This window comes from Sphingobium sp. (assembly GCF_003248505.1).
Taxonomy (GTDB): domain Bacteria; phylum Pseudomonadota; class Alphaproteobacteria; order Sphingomonadales; family Sphingomonadaceae; genus Sphingobium.
In genome coordinates this window covers 18,365-35,654 of sequence record NZ_QFOA01000032.1, presented here as the reverse complement: position 1 = coordinate 35,654, position 17,290 = coordinate 18,365, and the positions used below count along the sequence as shown (strand labels likewise).

General features: G+C 65.2%; 13 protein-coding genes and 1 tRNA gene. 8 read left to right on the top strand and 6 right to left on the bottom strand.

Annotated elements, in window-relative coordinates; genetic code table 11:
* Positions 1 to 57: 57 nt before the first annotated feature.
* The 3 genes from DI606_RS11495 to DI606_RS11485 form a co-directional block, all read right to left on the bottom strand.
* Positions 58 to 798 (bottom strand): ArdC family protein, encoded by a 741-nt coding sequence (locus tag DI606_RS11495; RefSeq protein WP_293982958.1) that lies wholly within the window; start codon positions 796 to 798, stop codon positions 58 to 60.
* A 431-nt stretch (positions 799 to 1,229) separates the two neighbouring features.
* Positions 1,230 to 2,480 (bottom strand): integrase arm-type DNA-binding domain-containing protein, encoded by a 1,251-nt coding sequence (locus tag DI606_RS11490; protein ID WP_293982955.1) that lies wholly within the window; start codon positions 2,478 to 2,480, stop codon positions 1,230 to 1,232.
* A gap of 163 nt (positions 2,481 to 2,643) precedes the next feature.
* A tRNA-Cys gene (locus DI606_RS11485) sits at positions 2,644 to 2,717 on the bottom strand.
* A gap of 191 nt (positions 2,718 to 2,908) precedes the next feature.
* Between DI606_RS11485 and DI606_RS11480 the strand changes: the two genes are divergently transcribed.
* The 7 genes from DI606_RS11480 (at position 2,909) to DI606_RS11450 (ending at position 12,774) form a co-directional block, all read left to right on the top strand.
* Complete coding sequence (locus DI606_RS11480; protein WP_293982952.1) at positions 2,909 to 3,541, top strand: protein-L-isoaspartate O-methyltransferase; 633 nt, start codon at positions 2,909 to 2,911, stop codon at positions 3,539 to 3,541.
* 23 nt (positions 3,542 to 3,564) lie between these two features.
* Entirely contained in the window at positions 3,565 to 5,058 is a 1,494-nt protein-coding gene (locus DI606_RS11475; RefSeq protein ID WP_293982949.1) for a TolC family outer membrane protein, read from the top strand.
* 74 nt (positions 5,059 to 5,132) lie between these two features.
* The gene (locus tag DI606_RS11470) at positions 5,133 to 5,642 is read left to right on the top strand and encodes a DUF2497 domain-containing protein (RefSeq protein WP_293982946.1); all 510 of its coding nucleotides are present in this window, start codon (positions 5,133 to 5,135) and stop codon (positions 5,640 to 5,642) included.
* Between the two features lie 112 nt (positions 5,643 to 5,754).
* On the top strand, positions 5,755 to 7,821 hold the full coding sequence (locus DI606_RS11465; RefSeq protein ID WP_293982943.1) for a S9 family peptidase: 2,067 nt from the start codon (positions 5,755 to 5,757) through the stop codon (positions 7,819 to 7,821).
* Positions 7,822 to 7,872: 51 nt separating this feature from the next.
* Positions 7,873 to 8,559, top strand: a complete 687-nt coding sequence (locus DI606_RS11460) for an NnrU family protein (protein WP_293982966.1) — start codon at positions 7,873 to 7,875, stop codon at positions 8,557 to 8,559.
* 46 nt (positions 8,560 to 8,605) lie between these two features.
* A complete protein-coding gene (locus DI606_RS11455; protein WP_293982940.1) occupies positions 8,606 to 11,287 on the top strand; it encodes a valine--tRNA ligase in 2,682 nt (893 codons plus the stop codon).
* Positions 11,288 to 11,322: 35 nt separating this feature from the next.
* On the top strand, positions 11,323 to 12,774 hold the full coding sequence (locus DI606_RS11450; protein WP_293982963.1) for an MATE family efflux transporter: 1,452 nt from the start codon (positions 11,323 to 11,325) through the stop codon (positions 12,772 to 12,774).
* Between the two features lie 9 nt (positions 12,775 to 12,783).
* On the opposite strand, the gene DI606_RS11445 is transcribed toward DI606_RS11450, so the two are convergent.
* Positions 12,784 to 14,436, bottom strand: coding sequence for an ATP-binding protein (locus tag DI606_RS11445; RefSeq protein WP_293982937.1), 1,653 nt, complete (start codon positions 14,434 to 14,436; stop codon positions 12,784 to 12,786).
* Positions 14,437 to 14,627: 191 nt separating this feature from the next.
* Between DI606_RS11445 and DI606_RS11440 the strand changes: the two genes are divergently transcribed.
* Positions 14,628 to 15,770: an acyltransferase gene (locus DI606_RS11440; protein WP_293982935.1), complete on the top strand. Its 1,143-nt coding sequence runs from the start codon at positions 14,628 to 14,630 to the stop codon at positions 15,768 to 15,770.
* Here the strand turns inward: DI606_RS11440 and DI606_RS11435 are convergent.
* Together DI606_RS11435 and DI606_RS11430 are read right to left on the bottom strand one after the other, a co-directional pair.
* Positions 15,740 to 16,744, bottom strand: a complete 1,005-nt coding sequence (locus DI606_RS11435) for an LLM class flavin-dependent oxidoreductase (protein WP_293982933.1) — start codon at positions 16,742 to 16,744, stop codon at positions 15,740 to 15,742. The genes DI606_RS11440 and DI606_RS11435 overlap by 31 nt on opposite strands.
* 47 nt (positions 16,745 to 16,791) lie before the next feature.
* The gene (locus tag DI606_RS11430) at positions 16,792 to 17,232 is read right to left on the bottom strand and encodes an Hpt domain-containing protein (RefSeq protein ID WP_293982931.1); all 441 of its coding nucleotides are present in this window, start codon (positions 17,230 to 17,232) and stop codon (positions 16,792 to 16,794) included.
* Between the last annotated feature and the right edge of the window lie 58 nt (positions 17,233 to 17,290).

Sequence of the window (17,290 nt, the reverse complement as noted above, 5' to 3'; positions counted from 1 at the left end):
TGGGTCAGCGCTACGGCCAGCCTGATTACTGCCTACCGTGGGCGTCCATCGCCGACCTTACTGCAATGTTGCGGACGGCGCAGACTGTCCAGATAAGGCGACAAGTTCCTCCTTGGCATACGCCATCGAGCCGAACCGCCCGGACTGGTCGCGCTCCAGCCGCCCCTTACCGCCGACCCAATGCCCCATTTCGTGCAGCGCCGTGCGAAACCAGTTTATGGGCTCATGAAACGCAGACTGAGGGGGCACCTGCACATAGTCCTGCCCCGGCGAATAGAACGCCTCGCTTCCACCGATCCGGAAGTCCGCACCGCTCGCAGCGATCAGCTTGTCCACCTCCGCAATCGCCATGACGGGATCGGGCACGACCGGCTCAGCTGCATACTGCTCGGGCAACCCCTCGATCTGGTCGAGATTGAACACGGTAAAGCGCTTCAGGAAGGCGATCGTGCGTGCCTCGCGGTCCTCACCTGCTGCCTTTTGCGCCTCGTCCTTCGGAGTGAAACGGTCGGCATAGCAGATGACCGTGCCTTTCTCGCCGCGCCGGACATGCCCGCCTGCCTGCTCGGCCTGCTTGTAGGTCAGCCAGCGCTGGGAGCAAAACTCGCGTTCCACCGCCTCGCACCACAGTATCAGGATGTTGATCCCGGAATAGACCCGTCCGGACACCGCGTTATGCGGCATCGTGCAAGGACACCGGGCGCTGTCCCAAGGCTGCACCCATGGAAGACGTCCTTCTTCCAGCTCGGCGATCACACGTGCGGTAACCTCGCCATAAAGGCTCTGACGGTCGGCCATGACTTTTCACTCCTTTCCTTAACCGCCATTGACCGGCGCCAGGGTGGCGGGGGGCGGCAGGAGCGAACCGACAGCCCCGCCGGCTGAAGGCGGGGCTACAGGGCAGCGACGCCCCCCGCCACCTTGGAGCCGTCAAGGCTCAACGCCGCCGCGCATCTGCGCGGCGACTGCAGAAGGGATGCCAGGAGCGGCCCGACCGGACCGCCCAAGGCGGGGCGGAACGCGTCAGCGATCGTTGCGGCTATGCCGACGAGACGCCGCACGGCGGCTCGGCTGGAGCGTCAGCGGAAGTAGAGCGCGGTCAGCCCGTCAGGGCTGGGACGCCGCAACTGCCTTAGGTGCCAGGGCCGTTCTAACATCGAGGGCCAGTTTAACATCTCTACCGTTAAATGCGGATCGGGCTCCAAACGCATAGACGCAGCCACTGAAATTCATGACCCGCTATGGCCAAACTTGGGCCGCAGGATGGTGGCGCCGCCGCGCAGCTGATCAAGATGATCCGACCAGTGCTGCATCATGCGAACACGCTCGTCCCAGTATTGACCGCGTGCATAAGCGCGGCGGATGGAATTGCCGTCCGCATGGGCGAGCTGGCGTTCGATCGCATCGGGGTTCCAGCAGCCCATTTCGTTGAGCAGCGTCGCGGCCAGCGCCCGAAATCCATGGCCGGTCATTTCGTCCTTGCCGTAGCCGAGCCGCCGGAGCGCGGCATTGATCGTATTGTCCGACATGGGCCGGTCCACCGAACGAAGGGAGGGGAAAAGAAAAGGGCTGTAGCCCGCATCGTGTTCGATCTCGCCGAGTATGGCGACAACCTGCCGGGTGAGGGGGACAGCGTGGGGCCGGCGCATCTTCATCTTGTGACCGGGGATCGTCCAGACGCGCTTGTTGAGGTCAAACTCGCTCCATTCCGCCCAGCGCAATTCGCCGGGCCGCACGAAAACATGCGCCAGCAAACGCAGCGCGGTCCGCGTAAGCGGATAGCCGTCATATTCATCAATGGTCCGCAGCAAAGCCCCGGCTTCGATCGGCGTGGTGATCGCGGCCCGATGTGTCGTTCGAGGGGTGACGAGGGCGCCGCGAAGATCCGAGGCGATATCGCGCTCGGCTCGAGCCGTGGCAATCGCATATCGAAAGACCTGGCTGGATGCGGTCCTTGCCCGATTGGCGGTGTCGTAGCGCTTCGTGGCCTCGATCTTCTTCAAGGCCAGAAGCAGCTCATGCGCAGAGATTTCGCGGATGGGTCGCTTCCCGATCGCGGGATACAGCTTCGACAGCAGCCAGCGCGCTTTCTTGAGCGTCATGGCTGCGGCACCTTCGGCGGCTATCTTCTCGAGCCACTCTTTCGCCACAGCTTCGAAAGTGTGCGACGCCGCGAGCATCTTCTCGATCTTTTCAAACTTGGCATGCTCGACGGGATCGACTCCTTTGGCGAGCAGGCGGCGTGCGTCGAGCAGACGTTCTCGCGCCTCTCCCAGCAGCAGCTCTGGCCACCGCCCGAAGGTTATGGTCCTCTGCTTCCCGAGAAACCGGTAATTCATTCGCCAGACGCGTAAGCCGCTGGGTTCGATCTGGAGGTACAGCCCATCGCGGTCGCTGAGTTTGTAGGCCTTGTCTTTTGGCTTGGCACGCGACACCAAGGCTGCGGTGAGCCCGGACTTCTGCCGCTTTCCTTCCAACATGATGGTATCTCCCCATCGCTATGGCGGGGCGTACCATCAAATTTTCCATGATTGGGGTGAGATTTGGTGAAATGGCCCGAACCTGTCGGATACATTTTACCACGAAAAAATGGCAGAAAACAGCCACTTATGCGATGCTCTCAGACCCTCTGAGAAGCAAAAATGGAGGCCCGAGCCGGAATCGAACCGGCGTGCAAGGATTTGCAGTCCTCTGCGTCACCACTCCGCCATCGGGCCTCGATGTGGTGGGTGGCCGCAAATGTGCGGGTTTGGCGGCAAAGTCAAGCCGGGCTGGGCAGGACACAGCCAAGAATCTTGTGTGGCGCGGCGCAAAGCCGCTTGGCGCGGGCGGTATGCTGATTTAGAGGTCCGGGGATCATCTTAGTGTATTGCATTGTCAATACAGTTGTGCCAAGCGAGGACTTATCGTGACCGAGCAGAATTTCTCTTCGATGCGGGCCGCCATGGTCGAAAGCCAGTTACGCACGAGCGACGTCGACGATCCGCGCGTGGTGGCGGTGATGGCGGAAGTCCCGCGCGAGAATTTCGTGCCTGCCGACCGCCGTGCCGCTGCCTATATCGACAGGCCCGTGCCGCTGGGCAACGGGCGCGCGCTCAACGCGCCGCTGGTGACCGGGCGGCTGCTCAAGGAAGCGGGCGTCCAGGCGGGTGACAAGGTGCTGCTGATCGGTGCGGCGACCGGCTACGCCGCCGCGCTTTTGACGGGTATGGGCGCCGTGGTGACCGCCGTCGAAGAGGAGGACGGACCTGAAACGGCGGCCAGCGGTGCGACGCTGGTGCGAGGGCCTTTGGCTTCGGGTGCCGTGACCGGTGCGCCATACGATCTGCTGTTCATCGACGGGGCGGTGGAGGAAGTGCCCGCCGCGCTCGTTGAACAACTTGCCGATGGCGCGCGGGTTGTGACGGGGCTGGTGGACCGGGGTATCACCCGCCTGTGCAGCGGGCGCGTGATCGAGGGCGTGCTGGGCCTCGCACGGCTGGCGGATATCGAAATGGTCGTGCTGCCGGGATTTGGCGCGCCCAAGACCTTTACATTCTGACGGGCAGGAACAGGCGGGGGCACATGAAGGCGAAGCACATATATGGCGGACGACGGGCTGTTGCCGCCCTGCTTTTGCTGACATCTGCCCTTACCGCTCCGGTCAGCGCCGAAACGTTGCAAGGGGCGCTGGCGAAGGCTTACAACAGCAATCCGACATTGACCGGCGCACGCGCGGGACAGCGTGCCACCGACGAGGGCGTCGCCATCCAGAAAGCGAGCGGTCGCCCCGCTCTCGATGTGACGGGCAGTTACACCGAAAGCATCCTCAAGCCCACGATCAGCTTTACCGCGCCGCAACGGACGGTGAATGCCCAGACGCAGTTGTCCGTCCCAATCTATGCCGGGGGGCAGGTGCGAAACGGCGTCAAGGCCGCCGAAACCCGCGTCGACGCGGGGCAGGCGCAACTGCGCGGGACTGAGCTTACTATCTTTTCGCAGACGGTTGCGGCCTATATGGACGTAATCCGCGACACTGCGATCGCGTCGCTCAATCGCGCGAACGTGCGAGTGCTGGAGGTCAATCTTCAGGCGACGAACGACCGGTTCGAGGTCGGCGACGTGACGCGCACCGACGTGGCGCAGTCGCAGTCGCGCCTGGCGCTGGCGCGTTCGGACCTCCAGACCGCCGAAGCCAACCTTATCACCAGCAAGGAAAATTATATAGCGCTGGTAGGCGAAGCGCCCGACAATCTGGAACCGCCGCCGCAACTGCCCGGCCTGCCGGCCGACCCCGACGCCGCAGTGCAGGTGGCGCTGCGTGACAATCCCGACATCCTGGCCGCGAACAAGCTGCGCGAGGCGCGCGCCTATGACGTGAAGGCGGCCAAGGGTTCGGTGCTGCCGCAGGTGTCGGCTTTCACGCAGGCGGGCTACACTAACTATCTCCATTCGCTCAACAGCACGGCGCAGGACGCCAACGGCAACCAGATCGAAGGACCGCAGATCAACAAACAGGCGGCCGCCGGTGTCCAGATTTCGATCCCGCTTTATCAGGGCGGTCGCCCCGCCGCGCAGGTGAGGCAGAACCAAGCGCTCGAAGCGCAGGCGATCGAGCAGGCGATCGGTACGGAACGCAGCGTCATCGCGCAAACCCGCGCATCCTACGCCAGTTGGCAGGCGTCGTTGGAGACGATCAAGTCGGCGGAAAACGCCGTGTCGGCGTCAGCGCTGTCGCTGGAAGGCGTGCGTGCGGAAAATTCGGTGGGCAGCCGCACCATTCTCGACATCCTCAATGCCGAACAGGAAGCGCTGCGCTCGCGTGTGCAACTGGTGTCGGCGCGCCGCAATGCCTATGTCGCGGGCTTCAGCCTGCTGGCGGCGATGGGCCATGCGCAGGCGGGCGACCTGAACCTGGGCGGCGGGGCGCTCTACGACCCGATGGTCAATTACAAGCGGGTCAAGGGCAAGTGGTTCGATTGGGATTTCGATCCTGCGCCCAGGCCCGTGGCGACGCGCACCGTTGACACGCCCGTACAAAATGCCAATGTCCCTATGGCATCGACGCTACAGCCTTAACCGCCTGTTAACCCGCGAACATGATTGTCGAGTAAAGCGGAAGGGCGCGCATGATTTTTGGACGGGGACTATCCATGGGTGACATGACCAAGGAACCCTCGATGGAAGAGATCCTCTCGTCCATCAAGCGTATCATCGCCGAGGAAGGTGAGGAGGCGGTGCAGGCCGCGAGCCCGCGTCGTTCGCGCGCGGACAAGGCCGCCGCTCAATCGGCTGCCCAATCCGCCGCTTCCGCGCCCGCATCATCGCCTGCCGAGCCGGACGAAGTGCTGGAACTGACCGACGAGATCGCGGAGGACCCGATGCCCGCTTCCAAAGCCGTGCCCAAGGCTGCTGCCGTTCAAGACGCCGGGGCTTCGGAGGATTCGATCCTGTCCGTCGAAAGCGAAGTCGCCGCGCGGCATTCCCTGTCTGCGCTGTCATCCATGCTGGTCGCACCGGCAGCGGGGCAGGACAACACGCTCGAAGGGCTGGTGCGCGCGATGCTCAAGCCCATGCTCAAGGACTGGCTGGACGCGCGGCTCCCGGCGCTGGTCGAAGAGATGGTGGCAAAGGAAATCGCCCGCATCACCGGCGGCCGCTAAGCGGCGCTTGCGCAAGGTCGTTTTCGCGGCCTAGACCCGACGCATTCCGACGATCCGCTTCAAGGTACGTTCCGTGCCAAGGGGGTCGCCGTCCGATGCAAGGGTGACGTTCATGAAAGCATATCTTTTCGCAGCCGTGGCCGCGCTGGCGCTGAACGCCGCGCCCGCGCTGGCCCGTCCGTTCACGCCCGCCGACATGGTGAGCCTTAACCGCGTGTCCGCGCCCGCCGTCTCAGCCGACGGCAAATGGCTCGCCTACCAGCAGCGCACGACCGATCTCGCCGCCAACCGGGGACGAACCGACCTTTATCTGCTCGACATCAGCCGGGCGGGGCAGACGCCGCGCCTGATCGCCTCCGCGCCCGACAAGAACGAAGCCGCGCCGATCTTTTCCCCCGATGGATCGAGCCTTTACTATCAGTCGAATGCGAGCGGGGACGACCAGCTTTGGCGGGTCGCGCTGGCGGGCGGGGCACCGGTTCAGGTGAGCAAGGCGCCGGGCGGCATTTCCGGCTTCCTCCTCAGCCCGGATGGCAGCAAGGTCGCGCTGTGGGCTGACCGACCGGTCGGGGCGAAGACGATCGATGACGTAAAACCCGAAGCAGGCAAGGACGCAGGCTCGGGCCGGGTCTATGACAAGCTGTTCGTGCGCCATTGGGACACATGGGCGGATGGCCAGCGATCGCAGATCTTCGTCATGCCGCTGTCGGGTGGCCCTGCGGTGTCGGTGATGGGCGATCTTGTCGGCGATGCGCCCTCGAAGCCCTACGGCGGGGCGGAGGAACTCGCATGGAGCAAGGATGGCCGGACGATCTTCTTCACCTTGCGCGAAGCGGGACGGATAGAGCCGCGCTCGACCAACCTCGATATCTTTTCGGTGCCTGCGGACGGCAGCGCCGCGCCGGTCAACCTGACCGACGCCAATGACGCGACCGATACGATGCCGGCGGTGTCGCCGGACGGGAAGTGGCTCGCCTATGCGGCGATGAAGCGACCGGGCTACGAAGCGGATCGGCTGGTGTTGATGCTGCGCAACATCGCCACCGGCGAGACGAAGGCGCTGACCGAGGGATGGGACCGGTCGGTCGCATCGATCGCTTGGGAGGCGAGCGGCAAGGGGCTGCTGGTGACTGCCAACGACGTGCTCGACAATCCCGTGTTCCGGGTGGACGCGGCATCGGGCAAGGTCGCGCGCCTGACCGGGAAGGGCCATGCGGGCAGCGTGGTGCCGTTGCCCGGCGGGGGGTTCGTCTACGCGATGGATTCGATCCAGTCGCCCGCCGATTTCTGGAAGATGCCCGGCGGCAAGGGACGGGGAGCAAAGCCCGTGCGCCTGACCAGCGTCAATGCGGACAAGCTGGACGGCGTCGATGACGTGTCGGTCGAACGGTTCAGCTTCAAGGGCGCGAACGGCGATACGGTCTGGGGGCAGATCGTCAAGCCGCTGAACCCCGCGGCCAGCGGCCCCGCGCCCAGGCTGCCGGTGGCCTTCCTCGTCCATGGCGGGCCGCAGGGCAGCTTCAACGATTCATGGTCCTACCGCTGGAACCCCAAGGCGTTCGCTGCGCATGGCTACGCCGCCGTGATCGTCGATTTCCACGGGTCGACGGGATATGGGCAGGCCTTCACCGACAGCATCAACAAGGATTGGGGCGGCAAGCCGCTGGAAGACCTGAAGCTGGGCCTTGCCGCCGCCGCTGCGAAGGACGCCCAGGTCGACGCCACCAACGCCTGTGCCCTGGGCGCGAGCTATGGCGGCTACATGATGAACTGGATCGAGGGACAGTGGCCCGACGGGTTCAAATGCATCGTCCAGCATGACGGCGTGTTCGACGCGCGCGCCATGGCTTACGAGACCGAGGAGTTGTGGTTCGACGAATGGGAACATGGCGGCCCCTATTATGCGGTGCCGCAGGAGTTCGAGAAATGGAACCCGGTGAACCATGTCGCCCAGTGGAAGACGCCGATGCTGGTGGTCACGGGAGAGAAGGACTTCCGCATCCCCTATACCCAGGGCATTGCCGCCTTCACCGCGCTTCAGCAGCGGGACATCCCTTCGAAACTGCTGGTGTTCCCCGACGAGAATCACTGGGTGCTGAAACCCCTCAACTCGCTGCAATGGTATGGCGAGGCGCTGGGATGGCTGGACCGGTGGACCGGTAAAGAGACAGCGAAATAGACAGTCGATCCATGCTATGACGGTTCGACGATCCGGTCGGGGAGAATGACCATGTCCATGGTGTCGATCGCAGCGGCGGCCTTTGTGGGGACGCATTTCCTTCTGTCGCATCCCCTGCGCGCGCCGATCGTGGCGCGGGTGGGGGAGAAGGGGTTTCTCGGCCTCTATTCGCTGGTGGCGTTTGCGACGCTGGGGTGGATGGCCCATGCTTATCGTTCCGATATCGTAACGAATATGGCCTGGCCCGTGGGCGACGGGCTGTGGGCGGTGGCGAGCGTCGTCATGCTGGTCGCCGCCATCCTGCTGATGGGATCGCTGGTCGGCAATCCGGCGCTGCCCGATCCTGAGGGCAAGATCGCGGTCCCGGCGGAGGCGAAGGGCGTCTATGCGATCACCCGGCACCCGATGCTGTGGGCGTTCGCGCTGTGGGGCGGAGCGCATATCCTCGTCTACCCGGTCGCAAAGAACATCGTCGTCGCGGTGGCGATCGTCATCCTGTCGCTGGTCGGTGCGGCGTTGCAGGACCGCAAGAAGGAGCGGCTGAAGCCGCAGGAGTGGCGGCGGTGGGAGGGGATGACGAGTTACTGGCCCTTCGCCGCCATCGCGGCGGGCCGTGCGCGGTTCGGACGGTTCGGGATGCATACGCTCGCGGGCGGCGCGGTGCTGTGGCTGGCAGCGACATGGGCGCATATGCCGCTTGCCGGGTGGGCGGCGGGCATCTGGCGCTGGATCCTCTGATAGTTTCGCTGGAATGGAGGCGGCGGGGCGATTAAGGCCGCTTCCCATGACCGAATTGCCCAAAACTTTCGACCCCGCCGATATCGAAGCCCGCTGGTATGCGCATTGGGAGGCCAACGGCCTGTTCCGCCCGGAACGGCCCGATGCCGTGCCCTTCACCATCGTCAATCCGCCGCCCAACGTGACGGGCAGCCTGCATATCGGCCATGCGCTGGACAACACGTTGCAGGACATCGCCGTGCGGTACGAGCGGCTACGCGGCAAGGATGCGCTGTGGGTCGTGGGCACCGACCATGCGGGGATCGCCACGCAGATGGTGGTCGAGCGGCAGATGAACGCGCGCGGGGAAAAGCGCACCGACCATAGCCGCGAGGACTTCATCGCCAAGGTGTGGGAGTGGAAGGCGGAAAGCGGCGGCACGATCACGCGGCAGCTGCGGCGGCTGGGCTGTTCGATGGATTGGGCGAACGAACGCTTCACCATGGACGAAGGCTTTTCGAAGGCCGTCGTCAGGGTGTTCGTGGAACTCCACAAGCGCGGCCTCCTTTATCGCGACAAGCGGCTGGTGAACTGGGACCCGCATTTCCGGTCGGCCATTTCCGACCTGGAGGTGGAGACGAAGGAGACGCAGGGCGGTTTCTGGCGCTTTCGCTATCCACTGGCCGATGGCGTTACCCTGGCGGACGGGAGCGACCATATCGTCGTCGCGACGACGCGGCCCGAAACGATGCTGGCCGACATGGCGGTGGCGGTGCATCCCGACGATGCGCGCTACAAGGACGTGATCGGCAAGGACATTCTCCAGCCGGTCACCGGTCGCCGGTTCAGGATCGTGGCGGACGAACATGCCGACCCCGAACTGGGATCGGGCGCGGTCAAGATCACGCCGGGCCACGACTTCAACGATTTCGAGGTGGGCAAGCGCGCGGGGATCGCCGCTGCGCAGATGCTCAACATGTTCGACGCCGATGCGAAGGTGGTGCAGACCGCAGACGGGCTGGTCCCCGACGCCTATCTGGGCCTGGACCGCTTCGACGCGCGCAAGGCGGTGGTCGAGGAGATGAAGGCGCTGGGCTTCCTCATGCCCCATGTCACGAAGACCAAGGAGGGCGAGGAGGTCGCCGCCGATTTCGAGCCGCGCACGATCCAGACGCCCTATGGCGACCGGTCGGGCGTCGTGATCGAGCCGTGGCTGACCGACCAATGGTATGTCGATGCCGCCAAGCTGGCCGTCGCGCCGACGCAGGCGGTGCGCGACGGGCGGATCGAGATCGTGCCCAGGACGTGGGAAAAGACCTTCTTCAACTGGATGGACAATATCCAGCCCTGGTGCGTGTCGCGGCAGCTCTGGTGGGGGCATCGCATTCCGGCTTGGTTCGACGAGGATGGGAACGCCTTCGTCGCCGAGACGGAAGAACAAGCGCAGGCGCAGGCGGGCAACAGGAAGCTGGAACGTGATCCCGACGTGCTCGACACCTGGTTCTCCTCGGCGCTTTGGCCGTTCGGGACGCTGGGCTGGCCGGAGGAAACGGACCTTCTCAAGCGCCATTATCCGGGCGACCTGCTGATTTCCGGCTTCGACATCCTGTTCTTCTGGGACGCGCGGATGGCGATGATGGGGATGGAGTTCATGGAGGAGGTTCCGTGGAAGACGCTCTACCTCCACGGCCTCGTGCGGGCGGCGGACGGGCAGAAAATGTCCAAGTCCAAGGGCAATGTCGTCGATCCGCTGGGCCTGATCGACAAATATGGCGCGGATGCGCTTCGTTTCTTCATGGCGGCGATGGAAAGCCAGGGCCGCGACGTGAAGATGGACGAGAAACGGGTCGAGGGATATCGCAACTTCGCCACGAAACTGTGGAACGCGGCGCGCTTCCTCCAGGCGAACGGGGTCGCGGCCTCGACCGCCCACGAAGCCCCGCACGCGACGCTGCCGGTCAATCGCTGGATCGTCGCGGAAACGGTCGGATGCGTGCAGGCGATCGACGTGGCGATGGCGGAACTGCGTTTCGACGCGGCGGCGAACGCCATCTACCATTTCGTCTGGGACCAGTTTTGCGACTGGTATATCGAACTGACCAAGGGCGCGATGGACGACGAGACACGCGCCGTTGCGGGATGGGCGTTCGACCAGATCCTCGTCATGCTGCACCCCTTCATGCCGTTCATAACCGAAGAGTTATGGAGCCTGACCGGTGCGCGCGATAACGAACTGATCGTCGCGCGCTGGCCGCAGGCGCTGGCGGCGGTGGACAGCGAGGCGCAGGCGGAGATCGACTGGCTGATCCGGCTGGTCGGCGCGATCCGCACGGCGCGGACCGAACTCAACGTGCCGCCGGGCGCCAGGCTGCCCATGGTGGTTCGCGACGGGTCTGAGGAAACGCATCGGCGGCTCGACCGGCAGGGCGTGGCGCTGGCGCGGCTGGGGCGGGTGGAAAATCTGAGCTTCGGCGATGCGCCGCCGGGCGGCGCGGCGCAGATCGTGATCGACGAGGCGACCTATATCCTGCCGCTGGAAGGCGTGATCGACATCGCGGCGGAAAAGGCGCGCCTTGCCAAGGCGCTCGCCGCAGCGGAGAAGGAGCGTGACGGCCTTGGCAATCGCCTCAACAATCCTGCCTTCGTCGAAAAGGCCAAGCCCGAAGCCGTCGCCAAGGCGCGCGAGGACCATGGCGAGAAGAGCGCCGAGGCGCAAAGGCTGAAGGCGGCACTGGAACGGCTGGGGTAAGGACGCCGCAGTCGGGGAAAAGGGGGGAAATGAAGATGGCCGGACCGGGGCAGGGTGGACGCGACCTGACGCAGGCGCCGATCGCGTCGGCGCTGCTGCTGTTTGCGATCCCGACCCTGCTGTCCAACATCCTCCAGTCCCTCAACGGATCGATCAACGCGATCTGGGTCGGGCGGTTTCTGGGCGCTCAGGCGCTGGCCGCGACGGCCAACGCGAACATCATCATGTTCCTCATGTTCTCGGTCGTGTTCGGTTTCGGCATGGCGTCGACCGTGGTGATCGGCCAGGCGGTCGGGCGACGGGACATCGAAGGGGCCAAGCGCGCCTTCGGGTCGGCCATCGGCTTTTGCTGGATGCTGGGCATCGGCGTCGCGGTCGCGGGATGGATCGGCGCGCCCGCGCTGCTGCGGCTGCTGGCGACGCCGGCGCAGGCCTATGACATGGCGCTCATCTACCTGCGGGTGATCTTCATCGCCATGCCCGCGTCGCTGCTCGGCCTCATGATCATGATGGGGCTGCGCGGGTCGGGCGATGCGCGCACGCCGCTCATCTTCATGATCGTGAGCGTCACCATCGACCTCGTCCTCAATCCCGTGCTGATCCTGGGGCTGGGGCCGGTACCGGCGTTCGGCATCGCGGGGTCGGCGGCGGCGACGGCGGCGGCGGGCTTCGTCAGCCTGATCGGCGTGATCGCCTATATCTATGCCAAGGATTTGCCGTTGCGGCTGCGCGGGCGCGAGTTGCGGTGGCTTTGGCCCGCGCCCGATCAGCTGCGCGTGCTGATCGCCAAGGGGCTGCCGATGGGGTTGCAGATGATCGTGATGTCGGCGTCCGGCCTCGTCATGATCGGCCTCGTCAACCGCGAGGGCCTGCTGGTGACGGCGGCCTATGGCGCGGCGCAGCAGGTGTGGACCTATCTCCAGATGCCCGCGATGGCCATGGGCGCGGCGGTAAGCGCGATGGCGGCGCAGAATGTGGGCGCGGGGCGGTGGGACCGGATCGGGCGGATCACGGGCTATGGGGTTGGATATCAGCTGGCGATCACGGGCACGATGATCGGCGTCATCCTGCTGTTCCACGAAGCGCTGCTGGCGCTGTTCCTGGGCAGCAACCGCGCCGCGATCGACGTAGCGTGGAACATGCAGATGCTGGCGTCATGGAGCTTCCTGCTGTTTGGATGCACGATGATCCTGTTCGGCGTGATGCGCGCCAACGGAGTGGTGGTGAAACCGCTGCTGATCCTTGTCTTCACGCTGTTCGGCGTGCGGCTGGGCTTTTATCACCTGACCTATCCGTCGCTGGGAGCGGATGCCTTGTGGCTGAGTTTTCCGGCGGGGTCGGCGATGTCGCTGGCGCTGGCGGGCGCGGTCTATCTGCATGGCGGCTGGCGCAAGGCGCGGCTGATGACGCCGGTGCACGAAGAGGAATGCCGCGAAACCGTAAACAGCGACGCGGAGCCCGCCGGGCGTATCGCCCCTGTGGGGTAGGCGCGCGGTTCAGCGGCCCTGGCTGCGCCAGCGCGTGATCGTGCGGTCGAGAATGTCGGCTTCCTGCCCGCTCTGCCGCCAGAGCTGCGTGAAGCTGGGGTCGCCCGATGCCGGGCGGCGCTGTGCCTCCAGATCGTCGAAGGCGACGCGGATCGGCACCGCGACGCCTTCGCCGCAGACGATCGCTTCCCGGTTGCGCAGCGCGGGGATCGAATCGAGGAAGCCGCGTGCGCCTTCGGGCATGGCTGCCTTCACGAACGCCTGGTCGCGGTCGTTGTTGAGGCGCATGGAAATGATCGTGCCGCATTGCGACAGTACGCCTTCGGCAAGGTCCGACGGGCGCTGGGTGATGAGGCCCAGCGATACGCCATATTTGCGCCCTTCCTTCGCGATCCGTTCCAGGATGCGGCGTACTGCCTGCCCGCCGCCGGTGGTGGAGTTGGGGATGTAGCGATGCGCTTCCTCGCAGACGAGGAGGATGGGGCGCTGCGGTTCGTCCCGCGCCCAGATCGCATAGTCGAAGACGAGGCGCGACAGCACCGACACCACGGTCGAGGTGATGTCGGACGGCATCGCCGACACGTCGATGATCGAGATCGGCTTGCCGTCTGCAGGCAGGCGGAAAATCTTGGCGATGAACTGCTGCATCGTGTCGGCGACCAGCATCCCGGAAAACATGAAGGCGTAGCGCGGGTCGGCCTTGATCTCGTCGATCTTGGTCCGCAGGCGCATATAGGGCAGGGTGCCGGTGCCCTTGTCGAGCTTGCCCATCTCGTTCGACAGGATCGTGGTGAGGTCGGACAGAAGATAGGGCACGGGCGAATCCACCGTCAGCCGCCCGATGGTTTCGGCCAACCGGTTCTTGGACCGCGCGGCCAGCAGGCATTTGGCGAGGATGTCGCAGTCGATCGTGCGTTCCGATCCCGACGACGTGACGAACACTTCGCAATGTTCCTCGAAATTCATCAGCCAATAGGGGAGGGCGAGGTTGTTGATGTCGTACACCGCGCCGTTCGCGGCGAAGGCAGCGCCATATTCGCCATGCGGGTCGATCATCACGATATGCCCCTGCGGCGACAGGTCGCAGATGCGGTGGAGGACGAGCGCGGCGCTGGTCGATTTGCCGGTGCCCGTCGATCCCAGCAGCGCGAAATGCTTGCCGAGCATGGAATCGACATAAAGCGCGGCGCGCGTGTCGCTGGTCGGATAGACGGTGCCGATCTCGATATGGGCGCGGTCGTCGGCGGCGTAGATCTGCTGCATGTCCGAGCCCGATACCGGAAAGATGTCGGTGCCCGGCGTCGGATAGCGGGTGACGCCGCGGCGAAAACGGTGGATGCGCCCCGTCAGCGCTTCCTCATCGCCCTCGCCCAGAAAATCGATGTCGGCGACGATGCCCTGGCTCGCCTGGTCCAGCACCAGCGCCCGGACGCTGGCGATCAGCCAGGCACCGCCCACCCGCATCTTGATCTGGCTGCCCACCTGGCCCGCCATGGCGATGCAGGGATCGGGGTCCTGACCCAACAGGGCGATCTGCTGCGCGTCGAACAATGCTTTCGAACTCGACCCGGCGATCTGGAACAGCATGCCCATCGCCTCATGTGCGCTGGCATGTGTCGATAGCATCGCCGAAAATTGATCCGCCCCCGGCATGTGGGTCATGGCTTCATCTTCCCCAAGCGGCCGGACCCGCATCCGGCACAGGCGACCGTCTATAGCGAGCGAAAGTAAAGAACGGCTTTATGGCGGAATACGGGCGTTTTTGCTGCGCCCGCGAGAGTTAAGGCGAGGTGATCGGTCGTCCATTTCGGACGCAATCGCGTCCGCGAAGGAACAGGGCGAGGGCGAAGGCATTGTTCAGGCGTAACAATCGGGATTTGATATTGTCGGCTTCGTCTTCCCTCGACAGTGCGCGCCGATCCGACGCGATCGCCGTCGCGCGCGTCATATGCATATTGGGCGTGGTCTACGTCCATGCCTGGACCGGCATCGGCGGCGGGGCGCTGGCGGAATTGCGGGGCAGCGCGCAGGATAATCTGCGCTGGGTCCTGATGGAAGTGTTCGGGCGCAGCGCGGTGCCTCTGCTCGGGCTCATATCCGGCTGGCTGGTCGCGGGATCGCGCACGACGCTGGATTGGGGCGCGCATGTCCGGCGCAAGGCACGCACCATATTGCTGCCCATGATCCTGTGGAACATCATCGCCATCGTGGCGGTGGGCGGCGCGGCGCTGCTGGCCGGATTGCAGGCGCCGACCCCCAAGTCGGTGGGTTGGGTGGCGCAGGAGGTGCTGATCGTCAGCCGCAATCCCGATATCAACGTGCAGATGCCTTTCCTGCGCGACCTGTTCCTGTGCATGGTCGCAGCGCCGTTCCTGATCCGCCTGCCGACATGGGCACTGGCGCCGATCGTGGCGGCAGCGGGGCTGTGCCACATCGCGGGTCTGGGTCCGCCGGTGCTGATGCGGGCGTCTATTCTGTTCTTCTTTACGACCGGCATCGTCGCGCGTCGGTGGGGCTGGGCGGAGCGGGTGGCGGCGTTTCCGCTGTTGCCAGCAATGCTGCCCTTCCTGCTGCTGATGGGCGCGCAACTCTATCGCGCCATCGCCATCGGCGACACGGGCCTGCGTAGCAGCCAGGCGGCGCTGGATCTCGCGGTTCGGGTGAGTGCGGCGCTCGCCTTCTGGCGCATCGCCTGGGCCCTGGCGGGGAGCGGGGTGCGCCCGGCCTTGCTACGGATCGAACCCTATGCCTTTTTCCTGTTCTGCGCCCACCTCATCCTCATCTGGCTGGGTGGACCGTTGATCGGAAAGCTGTCGGGACGAATGGGCGAACCGCTCTATCCGCTCTACCTGATCGCGCAGCCTTTTATCGTGCTGGCGGTGGTGGTGCTGGTCGCCAACGCGTTGCAGCGGGTCGCGCCCGCCGCCGCCCGGATGCTGAGCGGCGGGCGGCTCTCCGGTCGGCGTCAGGCCGCTTCGCGAACCGCCATGGCCTGAGCCGCCGCCATCGCGATGGTGAAGCTGCGCTTGCGTGCTTCGTGATCGTAGATCTGGCCGGTCAACATCACTTCGTCCACCTGCGTACGACGGAGGAAGGCGGCAAGCCCGCGCTCCACATCGGCTTGCGTGCCGATGGCGGAGATGCTGAGCACTTTTGCCAGCATCGCCTTGGCGTTATCGGGCAGATCCTCGTAATAGCCGGGAACGGGCGGCTGGAGCTTGCCCGGCTCGCCATAGCGCAGGCGCACGAAGGACTGCTGCATCGACGTGGCGATCAGTTGCGCTTCCTCTTCCGTATCGGCGGCGAGCACGTTGAACCCGGCCATCGCATAGGGTTGCTTCAGCTGTGCCGAAGGACGGAAATCGCGGCGGTAGACCGCGAGCGCTTCGTCCAGCGCGGCGGGCGCGAAGTGCGACGCGAAGGCGTAGGGCAGGCCGAGCGCCGCTGCGAGCTGTGCGCCGAACAGGCTGGAGCCGAGAATCCAGAGCGGCACGTTCGCGCCAGCGCCCGGCGTCGCCTGAATGCCGAGGCGTTCGTCACCGGCCAGGAAAGCCTGAAGCTCCATCACGTCGCGGGGGAACTGATCCGCCCCGCCCGCGAGGTTGCGGCGGATCGCCTGCGCGACGCGCTGGTCCGATCCCGGTGCGCGACCGAGGCCCAGATCGACGCGACCCGGGAACAGCGCTTCCAGCGTCCCGAACTGTTCGGCGATCACCAACGGGGCGTGGTTGGGCAGCATGATCCCGCCCGCGCCGATACGGATGGTGGAGGTGGCATGGCCGATATGCGCGAGCACGACCGCCGTCGCCGCCGACGCGATCCCCGCCATGCCGTGATGTTCCGCCACCCAGAAGCGGCGATAGCCAAGGCTTTCGGCATGGGCGGCAAGGTCCGCCGTGGCGGCGAGCGCGGACGCGACGCTGTCGCCTTCGCGAACAGGGGCGAGATCGAGGACGGAAAAGCGTGTCATGCCCGCCATATGGGGGCATGATCGGTTTTATTTCAAGACTTGGGAGGTCAGCCCGCGCGCCCGAATCCTGCCGCCGGCGTGTCGACGCGGCGACCGAAGGTGCCGGGGCGGCGCATGACGACCGGACCGGCATCGCGGTCGAGCAAAGCCATCGTTTCGGTAAAACAGGGGCGCAGGGCGACGACGGTTTCGATCAGTTCCTCAGGTCCCTGCCGCGCCTCAACGCAGCGGCGCGCGGTCATTTCGATATGTTCGGCCATGGCGCTGAGGCGGTACGCTCCGAACTGCGCGGATTCGCCCTTGAGCGTATGCGCGGGGCTGACGAGCGCGGCGGCGTTTCGGGCTCGGAACGCCTCTTCCACCGCCCGGATCGATTTGACCCCGTCTTCCCGGAAATAGCCGAGGATTCGCAGGAACGCGCCGCCCAGCTCCGCCCGCGAGCGGGCGAGATGCGCGACGTTGATCAGTTCGGTATCTTGGTGGGACACCTTCACGCTCCTTTGCCTTCGACCGAGCGTTTTTATGATCGGCGCGTAAACAGGGAGT